Annotated in this window: 12 protein-coding genes; all 12 read right to left on the reverse strand. The window is 71.4% G+C overall.

The features are described 5' to 3' along the window. Positions 1–46 precede the first annotated feature (46 nt). Complete coding sequence (locus AB0K37_RS05105) at positions 47–2221, reverse strand: bifunctional (p)ppGpp synthetase/guanosine-3',5'-bis(diphosphate) 3'-pyrophosphohydrolase (RefSeq protein WP_363975128.1); 2175 nt, start codon at positions 2219–2221, stop codon at positions 47–49. 412 nt (positions 2222–2633) lie between these two features. Then, complete coding sequence (locus tag AB0K37_RS05110) at positions 2634–3158, reverse strand: adenine phosphoribosyltransferase (RefSeq protein WP_345179054.1); 525 nt, start codon at positions 3156–3158, stop codon at positions 2634–2636. Positions 3159–3170: 12 nt separating this feature from the next. Beyond that, complete coding sequence (secF, locus tag AB0K37_RS05115; RefSeq protein WP_363975012.1) at positions 3171–4334, reverse strand: protein translocase subunit SecF; 1164 nt, start codon at positions 4332–4334, stop codon at positions 3171–3173. Between the two features lie 2 nt (positions 4335–4336). Continuing rightward, the gene (gene secD, locus AB0K37_RS05120) at positions 4337–6145 is read right to left on the reverse strand and encodes a protein translocase subunit SecD (RefSeq protein WP_363975015.1); all 1809 of its coding nucleotides are present in this window, start codon (positions 6143–6145) and stop codon (positions 4337–4339) included. 41 nt (positions 6146–6186) lie between these two features. Further along, the gene (gene yajC, locus AB0K37_RS05125; protein ID WP_363975018.1) at positions 6187–6693 is read right to left on the reverse strand and encodes a preprotein translocase subunit YajC; all 507 of its coding nucleotides are present in this window, start codon (positions 6691–6693) and stop codon (positions 6187–6189) included. A 178-nt stretch (positions 6694–6871) separates the two neighbouring features. After that, positions 6872–7945 carry a Holliday junction branch migration DNA helicase RuvB gene (ruvB, locus tag AB0K37_RS05130; RefSeq protein ID WP_363975021.1) on the reverse strand — a complete coding sequence of 358 codons (1074 nt, stop codon included), beginning with the start codon at positions 7943–7945 and terminating at the stop codon, positions 6872–6874. Between the two features lie 29 nt (positions 7946–7974). Continuing rightward, complete coding sequence (ruvA, locus tag AB0K37_RS05135) at positions 7975–8583, reverse strand: Holliday junction branch migration protein RuvA (RefSeq protein WP_353834139.1); 609 nt, start codon at positions 8581–8583, stop codon at positions 7975–7977. Further along, positions 8580–9155 (reverse strand): crossover junction endodeoxyribonuclease RuvC, encoded by a 576-nt coding sequence (gene ruvC, locus AB0K37_RS05140; RefSeq protein WP_363975131.1) that lies wholly within the window; start codon positions 9153–9155, stop codon positions 8580–8582. The genes ruvA and ruvC overlap by 4 nt, the downstream gene beginning before the upstream one ends. A 55-nt stretch (positions 9156–9210) precedes the next feature. Then, positions 9211–10362 (reverse strand): GNAT family N-acetyltransferase, encoded by a 1152-nt coding sequence (locus AB0K37_RS05145; RefSeq protein ID WP_363975024.1) that lies wholly within the window; start codon positions 10360–10362, stop codon positions 9211–9213. Between the two features lie 83 nt (positions 10363–10445). Beyond that, entirely contained in the window at positions 10446–11201 is a 756-nt protein-coding gene (locus tag AB0K37_RS05150; RefSeq protein ID WP_363975027.1) for a YebC/PmpR family DNA-binding transcriptional regulator, read from the reverse strand. Between the two features lie 3 nt (positions 11202–11204). Then, a complete protein-coding gene (pdxT, locus tag AB0K37_RS05155; RefSeq protein ID WP_345179065.1) occupies positions 11205–11822 on the reverse strand; it encodes a pyridoxal 5'-phosphate synthase glutaminase subunit PdxT in 618 nt (205 codons plus the stop codon). Between the two features lie 191 nt (positions 11823–12013). Further along, positions 12014–12628, reverse strand: a complete 615-nt coding sequence (locus AB0K37_RS05160; protein ID WP_363975030.1) for a hypothetical protein — start codon at positions 12626–12628, stop codon at positions 12014–12016. Positions 12629–12690: the final 62 nt, after the last annotated feature.

Raw genomic sequence — 12690 nt, forward strand, 5'->3', positions numbered from 1 at the left:
CGAAAGGGGGGCCGCGTCCGCGGCCGCCCTTTCGCGTGCGTGCTTCCTACTTGGTGGCGCCGCTGGTCACCCGGTAGACGTCGTAGACGCCGTCTATGGACCGGACGGCCTTCAGGACGTGGCCGAGATGCTTCGGGTCGCCCATCTCGAAGGTGAACCGGCTGACGGCGACGCGGTCGCGGGTCGTGGTGACCGACGCCGACAGGATGTTGACGTGCTGGTCGGACAGGACGCGGGTCACGTCCGACAGGAGGCGGGGGCGGTCGAGCGCCTCCACCTGGATCGCGACGAGGAACACCGAGTCCTCGCCCGGGGACCACTTGACGTCGATCAGGCGGTCCGGCTGCGACCTCAGGCTCTCGACGTTGGCGCAGTCGGAGCGGTGGACGGAGACGCCGTGGCCGCGGGTCACGAAACCGACGATGTCGTCGCCGGGAACCGGGGTGCAGCAGCGCGACAGCCGGACCCACACGTCCGGGTCGTCGGCGACGACGACGCCCGGGTCGCCGGCGGGACGGCTGCGCTTGCGGCGCGTCGGCAGCGCGATCTCGGCGAGGTCCTCCTCGGCGCTCTCCACACCGCCGAGGGCGTCCACGAGGCGCTGCACGACGTGCTGCGCGGAGACCTGGCTCTCGCCCACGGCCGCGTACAGGGACGACACGTCCGGGTAACGCATGTCCCGGGCGAGGGCGAGGAGGGCCTCGCCGGACATCATCCGCTGCAGCGGCATGTTCTGCTTGCGCATGGCGCGGGCGATGGCGTCCTTGCCGGACTCGATCGCGGTGTCGCGGCGCTCCTTGGAGAACCAGTGCTTGATCTTGTTGCGGGCGCGGGCGCTCTTGACGAAGCCGAGCCAGTCGCGGCTCGGGCCCGCGTCCGGCGACTTGGAGGTGAAGACCTCGACGGTGTCGCCGTTGTCGAGGGTCGATTCGAGGGGGACGAGGCGGCCGTTGACGCGCGCGCCGATACATCGGTGCCCGACCTCGGTGTGGATCGCGTAGGCGAAGTCGACGGGTGTGGCGCCCTGCGGCAGCGCGATCACGTCGCCCTTCGGCGTGAACACGAACACCTCGGAGACCGACAGGTCGAAGCGCAGCGACTCCAGGAACTCGGCCGGGTCGGCGGTCTCCTTCTGCCAGTCGAGGAGCTGGCGCAGCCACTGCATGTCACCGGCCTTGCGGCCGCCGACCGTCTCCTCCTTGTACTTCCAGTGCGCGGCGACGCCGTACTCGGCGCGGCGGTGCATGCCCCAGGTGCGGATCTGCAGCTCGACGGGCTTGCCCTCCGGGCCGATCACCGTCGTGTGCAGCGACTGGTACATGTTGAACTTCGGCATCGCGATGTAGTCCTTGAACCGGCCGGGGACCGGGTTCCACCGCGCGTGGATCGAGCCGAGGGCGGCGTAGCAGTCGCGGACGCTGTCGACGAGGACCCGGATGCCGACCAGGTCGTAGATGTCGTCGAAGCTGACGTCCCGCGCGATCATCTTCTGGTAGATCGAGTAGTAGTGCTTGGGCCGGCCCGTCACGGTGGCCTTGATCCGGGCCTCGCGCAGGTCGGTGGAGACGTTCTCGATCACTTCCTGCAGGTAGACGTCGCGGCGCGGGGCGCGCTCGGACACCAGGCGGGCGATCTCGTCGAACCGCTTGGGGTACAGCGTGGCGAACGCGAGGTCCTCCAGCTCCCACTTCAGCGTGTTCATCCCGAGGCGGTGCGCGAGCGGCGCGAACACCTCCAGGGTCTCGCGGGCCTTCTTCTCCTGCTTGTGCCGCGGCATGTAGCGCAGCGTGCGCATGTTGTGCAGCCGGTCGCCGAGCTTGATCACCAGGACGCGGATGTCGCGGGACATCGCCACGACCATCTTGCGGACGGTCTCGGCCTCCGCGGCCTCCCCGTACTTGACCTTGTCGAGCTTGGTGACGCCGTCGACCAGGGCGGCGATCTCGTCGCCGAACTCGGCGCTCAGCTGGTCGAGGGTGTAGGGGGTGTCCTCGACGGTGTCGTGCAGCAGCGCGGCGCAGAGCGTCTCGGTGTTCATGCCGAGCTCGGCGAGGATCGTGGCGACCGCGAGCGGATGGGTGATGTACGGGTCACCGCTCTTGCGCTTCTGGTGCCGGTGGTAGTGCGCGGCCACGTCGTAGGCGCGCTCGATGAGCCGGAGGTCCGCCTTCGGATGCGTGTTGCGGACCGTCTTGATCAGTGGTTCCAGTACCGGGTTCATAGCGGGACCGCGCTGGGCGCCCAACCTGGCGAGCCTACGGCGCACCCGGGCGGCGGACGGCGGAATCGTGGCCTGCGTGGGCCTGGACGGTACGGCGGCCCCGGACGCGTCATCGTCGTCCGGGGCGGCGCCAGGGCCTGGAGCTGGGGGAACATCGGATCCCGACGAGGGCTGGGCGGGCGGGGCGGACGCGGGCGTCCGCGCGGCGGGCTCGTCGGGCTCGGGCGGCCGGACGTCGGGCGGTGGGGGCGCGCGCCGTTCCTCGGCGGCGGTGTTCACCGCGTCGGTCGATACCACCTCACCTGGCACCCAGCCTCCCTAGTCCACCCGAGCGCCGCACCGCGCGTTCACGCGGGCCGCGCCCGTTCCCGCCGGACCCTGATGGCGTCAGTGTATCCGGCCCTATTTCGTACTAGACCGTAACCAGGGAATGAACGTCCAGATTCCCCAGCTTGTCGCGTCCGTGCAGAAACGACAGCTCAAGGAGGACCGACAACCCGACGACTTCTCCGCCGCCCCGCCGGACGAGTTCGGCGGCGGCCCTGGCCGTGCCCCCGGTGGCCAGGACGTCGTCGACGATCAGTACCCGGTCACCGGGTTCGAAGGCGTCGAGGTGGATCTCGATCGTCTCGCTCCCGTACTCGAGATCATAGGTCTCCGCGTCCGTCGCCGAGGGCAGTTTCCCCTTCTTGCGCACCGGGACGAAGCCCGCCCCGAAGTGGTAGGCGACGGGCGCGGCGAGGATGAACCCGCGGGCCTCGATACCGACGATCTTGTCGATGGTGCCGCGGCCGTGGTGGTTCACCACGGCGTCGACCACCCCGGCGAACGCCACGTGGTCGGCCAGCAGCGGGGTGATGTCCTTGAACATCACCCCCTGCTTGGGATAGTCGGGGATGTCGCGGATCCGCTCCTGGATCAGCTTGCCGAGGTCCACTCCGCCCCCGCCCTACTTGCCGCCGCGGCGCTGCTGCCGCGTCCCGCGCTTCGGCTGCTGCCGCGACCCGCTCTGCACGACCTTCCGCACGGTGACCGTGCTGCGGATCTCGGGGGCGTCCTGGTGGTCGTCCTCGCCGGCGTCGTCGGAGGGGTCGTCGTCCGTCGCGGCGGAGGCGCCGGCGCCGGCCTTGACCCTGGCCTTCGACGACCGCTTCGAGCTCTGCTCGCGCCGGGCGATGTTCTGCCGGATCTGCTTGTACTTCGGCTCGCGCTCCTTGAACTGGACGAGCAGCGGCGTCGCCACGCAGATCGAGGAGTACGTGCCGACGATCATGCCGACGAAGAGGGCGAGCGACAGGTCCTTCAGGGTGCCGGCGCCGAACAGGGTCGTCCCGATGAACAGGATCGCGCCGACGGGCAGGATCGCCACCAGGGAGGTGTTCAGCGAGCGGACCAGAGTGCTGCTGAGCGCCTGGTTGGCCGCCTCGCTGTAGGTCGTCCGGGAGGTCGGGCCGAGCGGCTTGGTGACCTCCTTGATCATGTCGAAGACGACGACCGCGTCGTACAGCGAGTAGCCGAGGATCGTCAGGAAGCCGAGCAGCGTGGCCGGGGTGACCTCGAAGCCGGACCAGGCGTAGATGCCCGCCGTGATCACCAGGTCGTGGACGAGCGCCACCACCGCGGCCACGGCCATCCGCCACTCGAACGCCACCGACAGGTAGGCGATGATCAAGATCATGAAGACCAGCAGCGCCTGCCAGGCCTTCTTCTGGATCTCACCGCCCCACGAGGCGCCGACGACCTGCGTGCTGACCTTGTCGGCGGGGACGGTCAGCTCCTTGGAGACGCTCGTCTTGACCTTGGTGACCTGGTCGGAGGACAGGCTCTCGGTCGTGACCCGCCAGTCGCCGCCCGCCTTCTGCACGATCACCTGGTGGGGGCCGCCGTCGGCGACGGCGCCGCGCACCTGCTCGATCGAGGCGCTCGGCGCCTTGAAGGTGAAGACGGAGCCGCCCTTGAACTCCACGCCGAAGTTCAGGCCCTGCACCAGCAGGCCCGCGATCGACAGCGCCAGCAGCAGCCCGGAGATCGTGTACCAGATCTTCGGCCGGCCGACGATGTCCGCGCTGATCTCGCCCCGGTAGATCCGGGAGATGGCCGCACGCGTTCCCATGCTCAGGCCTCCTGGCTCGTCGTGCGGGCGGCTGGGGCGGAGGTGTCCTGCGCCTTGTGCAGGCGCCTCGGATCGAGTCCGGACATCGGATGCCCGCGTCCGAAGAAGTTCGTGCGCGCCAGCAGCGCGACCATCGGCTTGGTGAAGAAGAACACCACGACGACGTCGATGAGCGTCGTGAGGCCCATCGCGAACGCGAACCCGGCCACGCCGCCGACCGCGAGGAAGTACAGCACCAGGGCCGCGAGGAAGGTGACGGCGTCGGCGACGAGGATGGTGCGCCGCGCCCGCTTCCAGGCGTTCTCCACCGACGAGCGCAGCTTGCGCCCCGCCCGGAGCTCGTCCCTCAGCCGCTCGAAGTAGACGATGAACGAGTCGGCGGTGATGCCGATGGAAACGATCAGGCCGATGATGTGCGGCAGGGAGAGCCGGAAGCCCATCCCCTCACCGAGGATCACCACCGCCTCGTAGGTGATGGCCGACGCCACGACCAGGCTGGTCACCGCCACCAGGCCGAGGCCCCGGTAGTAGAACAGGCAGTAGAGCACCACCAGGCCGAGCCCGATCGCGCCGGCCACCAGCCCGCCGGTCAGCTGGTCGGAGCCCAGCGTGGACGACACCTCGTCGATGGAGCTCTGCTTGAACTCCAGCGGCAGCGCCCCGTACTTGAGCACGTTGGCGAGGTCGGTGGCGTACTGCTGGTTGAAGCTGTCGGGCGGACCGTCGATGCTGGCGGTGCCGCCGGTGATGGCGCCCTCGCGGATGCTGGGCGCGGACACGACCTGGCCGTCCAGCACGATCGCGACCTGCGCCTGCGGGGAGGACGGGTTCTGCTGGTAGGCCTGGGACGCGGCGGTGGTGACCTCGCCGAACTGCCGGGCGCCCGTGCCGTTGAACTTCAGCGAGACCGACCAGCTGGCCTGGCCCTGCTGAGCGTTCGGCGGCATCGCGCTCGCCGAGGAGACGCTCTCGCCCAGCACCCGGACCGGGCCGAGGATGTACTTGGCGGCCTGGCCGCTCTCCTCGTCCTGGTCGCAGGCGGCGACGAACTTGCGGTTCGGGTCGTTGGACCCGGGGGCCCGCCGGTCGCCGCTGTAGCAGTTCAGCGCCTCGAACTGGCTGATCACGGCCTTGTCGGTGACGCCCGGGTACTCCTGCGTGGGAGCGGTGGGCGGCGCGGACGGCTGGCCCAGCGGCGACGACGCCGACGGCGTGGCCGACGGCGCGGCGGACCCGGACGGCTTGGGCGTCGGGGCCGTCATCGCGCCCGACAGCGCCCGGCCCCGCGGGGTGGACGACGCCGACGGCGACGCGCTCCCCGAGGGGGAGGACGACGCGGACGGCGACGGGCTCTTGCCCCCGTCCTTCTTCGCCCCCGCGCTCTTCGAGGGGCTGGCGGACGGGGTGGGCGCCGCCCCGGTCGACGGCTTCCCGTCGGCCACCGCGAACACCTGGCGGAACTGCAGCTTGGCCGTCGTCCCGATCAGGTTGACGACGCGGCCCTGCCCCTCACCGGGGACGTTCACCACGATGTTGTTGCTGCCCTGTTTGGCGACCTCGGCGTCGGACACACCCAGACCATTGACGCGCTTCGTCATGATCTTGACGGCCTGGTCCATCTGGTTCGCCGGGGGATTCTTGCCGTTCGCGGTCTTGGCCGTGAGCGTCACGGTCGTGCCGCCGGCGAGGTCCAGGCCCAGCTTGGGCTTCGTCTGCCCCTGCCAGACCGCCAGACCGGCCATGACCACCATGATCGCGAAGAGCGCGAGGAGCGTGCGCCCGGGCTTGGGAGCATTCTTGGGCGGAGCCACTTGTCGTCGTACTTCCCGTCGTATCGTCGCCGTGAGAGGGGTCAGGCGGGCTTGTCGCCCGCCTCGACCTTCGCCTTCCCCTTCGGCTTGGACTCGGGCTCGCCGTCCTCGCCCGCGGTGTCCGCGGCCTCGTCGTCCCCGTCCTTGGACAGGTCGACCTCGGAGCCGTCCTTGGACAGGTCGACGCGGTCGCCGTCCTCGCCCTCGTCCTCGACGTCCTCGTCGTGCTCGTCGTCGAGCTCCTCGGGGTCGTCGTCCTTGAGGACCTGCATGACGGCCTGCTTGACGAACCGGACCTCGACGCCGTCGGCGATCTCCAGCACGATGCCGTCGTCGTCGACCGACACGACGGTCGCGCGGATGCCGCTGGTCGTCAGGACGCGAGCGCCCGGTTCCATGGCGTTCTGCATCTGCATCTGCTCTTTGCGGCGCTTGCTCTGCGGCCGGATGAGCAGGAAGTAGAAGACCAGTGGCACGGCGAGAAGCAGGAGCAGATTGAAGGACCCGCTACCACCCGAGCCCGCCGCGAGAATAATGTCGCTGCCCATTACTGGGGCATCCTTCCGATGTCGATTGCCCAGCCTGTGACCAGACCGGTCACGTGCAACGGGACCGCCGGCTGGAGACGGTGAACCAAGTCCCGGAGTCTAGAGAGTACGCGAGACCCCGGCAACGAGGCGACGATCGGCGACGCCGGGAAGTTCCCAACCCGTTATCAGATGATCACTATTCCGTCCCGCCGGCGTCCCTGTCCAGGTCGAACAGGGTGCCCGCCATCGGCGCCGTCGGCGGCTGGGGAAGCCCCAGGTGTGCCCACGCCGCGGCGGTGGCGACCCTTCCCCGCGGGGTCCTGGCGAGCAAGCCCTGCCGGACGAGGAAAGGCTCCGCGACGACCTCGACGGTCTCGGGCTCCTCCCCCACCGACACGGCCAGTGTCGACAGACCCACGGGTCCGCCGCCGAACTTGCGCATCAGCGACTCCAGGACGGAACGGTCGAGCCGGTCTAGGCCCCGTTCGTCCACCTCGTACAACGCCAGGGCGGCGCGGGCCGATTCCCGCGTGATCACGCCGTCGGCGCGCACCTCGGCGTAGTCGCGGACGCGGCGCAGCAGCCGGTTGGCGATGCGGGGCGTGCCGCGCGAGCGCCCGGCGACCTCGGCGGCGGCGTCATCGGAGATCTCCACGTCCAGCAGCCGGGCGGACCGGCGGACGATGATCTCCAGTTCGGCGGGCTCGTAGAAGTCCATGTGCGCGACGAAGCCGAACCGGTCGCGCAGCGGGCCGGGCAGCATGCCCGCCCGCGTCGTGGCCCCCACCAGCGTGAAGGGGGCGATGTCCAGCGGGATGGCCGTCGCCCCGGGCCCCTTGCCCACGACGACGTCGACGCGGAAGTCCTCCATCGCCATGTAGAGCATCTCCTCGGCCGGCCGCGCCAGCCGGTGGATCTCGTCCAGGAACAGCACCTCGCCCTCGGCGAGGGTCGACAGCACGGCCGCGAGGTCGCCGGCCCGCTCGATCGCCGGACCCGAGGAGATCCGCAGCGGCTGCCCCAGCTCGGCGGCGATGATCATGGCGAGGGTGGTCTTGCCGAGGCCGGGCCCGCCCGAGAGCAGCACGTGGTCGGGGGTCCGGCCGCGCCCGAGCGCGCCGTGCAGCACCAGCGAGAGCTGCTCGCGGACCCGTTCCTGGCCCACGAAGTCGGCCAGCTTCTTCGGCCGCAGCGCGGCCTCGATCTGCTGCTCGTCGACCCCGACGGCGTCTGCCGACACCAGCCGCTCGGTCTCGTCGGTCCCGCTCATCCCCGCTCCCTGCGCCTCCCCCGGCTCTCTCACTGCCTGCTCAGCTTCTTCAGGGCCGACCTCAGCAGCGCCGCGACCGGGGGCGTCTCGCCGCCGTCGAGCTCGGCGGCGACGGCGTCCACGGCGGCGTCGGCGTCCTTGGCCGACCAGCCGAGGTTGACCAGGCCCATCTGCACCTGCTGGCGCCACGGCTCGGCACGGGCGGGCGCACGCAGGTCGCCGCCGTCGTCCCCGACCGGGCCGCCGAGGCGGTCCCGCAGTTCCAGGACGATGCGCTGCGCGCCCTTCTTGCCGATGCCGGGCACCTTGGTGAGCGCCGTCACGTCCTCGGTGGACACGGCGCGGCGCAGCGCGTTCGGCGAGTGGACCGCCAGCATCGCCAGGGCGAGGCGGGGCCCGACGCCGCTGGCGGTCTGGAGCAGCTCGAAGACGGTGCGCTCGTCGTCGTCGGCGAACCCGAACAGGGTGAGGGAGTCCTCCCGGACGACGAGGGAGGTCGGCACCCGCGCCTCCTCCCCGACCCGCAGGCCCGCCAGCGTGGCGGGGCTGCACTGCACCGAGAGGCCGACGCCGTGCACGTCGATCACCGCCCCGTCGGGCCCGGCCGCGGCCACCCGGCCGCTGACGAAGGCGATCACTTGACGCTTCCTCCTCTGGTCCGGGCGGCGAGCCGCTCACGTTCGGCCCTGGCCGCCTCCTCGATCCGCGACCGCTGCGCGTGCGCGAGCCGCCGCTGCGCTCCCCCGCGCCACACGTGGCAGATGGCCAGGGCGAGCGCGTCCGCGGCGTCCGCCGGCTTCGGCGCCGTCTCCAGGGCCAGCAGCCGGGTCACCATCCTGGTCACCTGCGCCTTGTCGGCGCGGCCGTTCCCGGTGACGGCGGCCTTGGCCTCGCTGGGGGTGTGCAGCGCGACGGGCAGGCCCCGCCGGGCGGCCAGCAGCATGGCGATCCCGGCGGCCTGGGCCGTGCCCATCACGGTCCGCACGTTGTGCTGGGAGAACACGCGCTCGACGGCGACGGCATCGGGGCGCAGCTCGTCCATGACGGCCGCGATGCCCGTCTCCACGCCCAGCAGGCGCAGGGCGTGGTCCTCGTCGGGGGCGGTCCGCACGACCGACACGTGCACCAGCCGCAGCCGCTTGCCCGGGGCGCCCTCGACGACCCCGACCCCGCACCGGGTGAGGCCGGGGTCCACCCCCATCACCCGCACGGCCGCTCCTTCGATCATCTGTTCGGCCGCCAACGCTATCAATCCGCGTGGCCGGTCAGAAGTAATCCAGTGAGAACGGCGTGGCCGCGAACGCGGCCCCGAGCGCCTCCGCGTCCCCGCCCTGGAGCAGTCCGGCGCGTCGGAGGGTCGGAACGGGTATCCCGCAGTAGAGGGCCGACAGGCCGCGCGGCCCGAGGCGCACGGCGCCGGAGTCGGCGCTGGAGCGCTCCAGCCGGCCCTCGCCGCCCTCGATCTCCAGGCGCCAGTGGCCCGAGTTCGCCGGACACCGCGGATCGTCGATCTCCAGCGGGACGCCCGCGGCGACCCCGGCCGGGTAGCCGCGCGCCGCGATCGCCGCGGGCGCGTCGACCACCCGCAGCATCCACTGGGAGCGGTGGACGGTCTCGTGCTCGCGCTCGCGCGGCAGCCACAGCACGGGGTCCATCGGCGACACGCAGGCCCGCACCGACGCGGCCGTGGACGAACCGGATCCGACGATCGCCCACAGCGCCCTCAGCGTCCGCTCGGACGAGGCGACGAGCCGCTCGACCTCCAGCCCGGCGTTGCCCTCCGCCCAGCGGTAGGAGAGGAACCCGTCCTCGGCCAGGTAGTGGTAGGCGTCCGGGGCCCCCAGGTGCTCGCGCCATCTCGCCTCCGGCCAGCCGACCGGACCGCAGTCGCGCGCGGCCCGGTGCGCGCGGCCGACCACGGCGGCCACCTCGGCGGCTTCGCCGGGCCCGGCCCTGCGGACGGGGACCCGCTCGGCCGCGATCGTGCGCAGGGCCTCGGTGGACAGGTCGACGTGGTGCCAGCCGCCCGCGTGCTCCCAGCCGAGCGACCGGTAGAGCCGCGTCGTGGCAGGGTAGAGCATGGCGAGCGGGTGCCCGAGATCGGCGCATCGCCCCAGCAGGTCGGACATCAGGCTGCGGCCGAGCCCCCGCCCGCGCTCCTCGGGGGCGACCGTGATCGCGCTGACGCCGGCCGTGGACACCGCCCGCCCGTGCCACCACTGCGTCATGTCGAGCAGGGCCCCGGTGGCGACGACCGCGCCGCCGTCGAGGCCGGCGAACTGCCTCCCCGCCTCCGCCGCCTGCCGGACCAGCCGGGACCGCCGCGCCCACACCTCGTCGGACAGCGGCCCGAAGGCGCGGGCGCGGATGTCGCGGACGGCGTCCGCCTCGTCTGGTGCCAGAGCGCGAATCTCCATGATCCAGACCGTATGCGACGGCGCCGACGGGAACGCCGCCGCACCCGGGCGGGCGGCGGCGGCGTTCGCGGGGCGACGGCGCGTCAGGCGTCGATGGAGGCCATGACCTCGTCGCTCACGTCGAAGTTGGCGTAGACCTCCTGGACGTCGTCGGAGTCCTCCAGGGCGTCCAGGAGCCGGAACACCTTCTTGGCGTTGTCCTCGTCGAGCGGGACGGTGACGCTCGGCAGGAACTTGCTCTCCGCCGACTCGTAGTCGATCCCGGCGTCCACCAGCGCCGAGCGGACCGCGACCAGGTCGCCGGCCTCGCTCACGACCTCGAAGTTCTCCCCGTCGAGGTCGTTGACCTCCTCGGCCCCGGCGTCCAGGACGGCCATCATCACGTCGTCCTCGCTGGTGCCCGCCTTGGGGACGATCACGACGCCCTTGCGGTTGAACATGTACGAGACCGAGCCCGGGTCGGCGAGGGAGCCGCCGTTGCGGGTCAGGGCGACGCGGACCTCGGAGGCGGCCCGGTTGCGGTTGTCGGTCAGGCACTCGATGAGCACGGCGACACCGCCGGGGGCGTAGCCCTCGTAGGTGATGTTCTGCCAGTCGGCGCCCCCGGCCTCCTCACCGGCGCCCCGCTTGCGGGCGCGCTCGATGTTGTCGTTGGGGACCGAGTTCTTCTTCGCCTTGTAGATGGCGTCGTAGAGGGTGGGGTTCGCGTCGGGGTCGCCGCCGCCCGTGCGGGCCGCCACCTCGATGTTCTTGATCAGCTTGGCGAAGAGCTTGCCCCGCTTGGCGTCGAGGGCCGCCTTCTTGTGCTTGGTCGTCGCCCATTTGGAATGGCCGGACATCTGTCAATCCTCCTCTGTCGTCCGGCGCACCAGATCGGCGAAGTAGTGGTGCACGCGGAAATCGCCTGTCAACTCCGGATGGAACGCGGTCGCCATGAGGCGCCCCTGGCGGACGGCGACGATCCTACCGGCGTTCGGCCCGCTCTCCGCGCGTCCGAGGATCTCGACGGCGTCGCCGACGGACTCCACCCAGGGTGCGCGGATGAAAACGGCGTGGTACGGCGTGTCACCCATACCGGTCAGCGGGACGGCGGCCTCGAACGAGTCGACCTGCCGGCCGAACGCGTTGCGCCGCACGGTCATGTCGATCCCGCCGACGGTCTCCTGGCCCGCCACGCCGCCCCGGATCCGGTCCGCCAGCATGATCATGCCGGCGCAGGAGCCGTAGGCGGGCATGCCCGCCTCGATCCGCTTGCGCAGCGGTTCGAGCAGCTCGAACGAGCGCGCCAGCCGCCACATCGTGGTGGACTCCCCGCCGGGCAGGACCAGCCCGTCGACCCGTTCCAGCTCGTCTGGGCGGCGCACCTTCACGGTGCGCGCCCCGGCCTCCTCCAGCGCGCGCGCATGCTCGCGCACGTCGCCCTGCAGGGCGAGGACACCGATAGTGGGCACAGCAGTCACGTGGAAACCTTCCGGGGGCACAGGAGACGTCTCAACCCTAGACGTTCCTTACAACGCCCCACGACCTGGCTGATCTTCCCAGACCCTCCGCGCCCCGCTTCGGGCGCTTCAGCCGCTTAGCCGTGGGTGAGAACCCCCGCACCCCCGAAAGCACAAGGACTGACCGCCGCCTTCCGCTCCGCAGACTCCGCTCAGGCGTGCCGGAATCGGCGGACCGGAAGCTCCAGTGGAAGGAAGCCGTCCTTGCCGCGGTCGGCGATGCCGCGGCCGAACATGTGCTCCTCGGCGAGGGCGAGGCCGAACTCCTCGGGGTCGAAGGGGAGCGGCACGTCCGGGGCGCCCGCGTCGACGGCGCGCCAGAAAGGGCGCTCGGCGGGCAGCCGCTCGCCCTGGTCGACGACCACGCCGTCCTCGGCGGTGACGTACACGTCGCGGAGCAGCACGCCCGACTCGTACCAGCGGAACCAGCAGCTGCGAATCACGTTGTGCAGGACGAGGACTCCGCAGCGGGAGCCGGGGAGCGCCGCCGCGGCGGTGTCGGCGATGCGGCGGGCGTCGTCGTCGAGGCAGAACAGCCTCCGGTCGCACAGCAGCAGCGCCCGCTCGAAGGCGCCGACGAAAAGCTCGTCCTCGTACGGCCAGAGCGCGAAGTCCAGGACCGTGTCGCCGGTCTCGGTGAGGGAGGCCGCCGGATACAGGCGGCGCGCGATCTTCGCGGCCGCGTCCGGATCGGGCGCCAGTCCCGACCGGAACACCTCGACGGGTTCACCCGCGCTCGCGCACGCCAGCGCGACCGACCAAGCCATGCTCTTCCCTCCCGCGGCCGGGCGCCGGCCAGGACTCGCCCCTCCGGCCGCGCCGTCAGCGT

The organism is Actinomadura sp. NPDC049753 (genome assembly GCF_040674655.1).
GTDB lineage: Bacteria > Actinomycetota > Actinomycetes > Streptosporangiales > Streptosporangiaceae > Spirillospora > Spirillospora verrucosospora.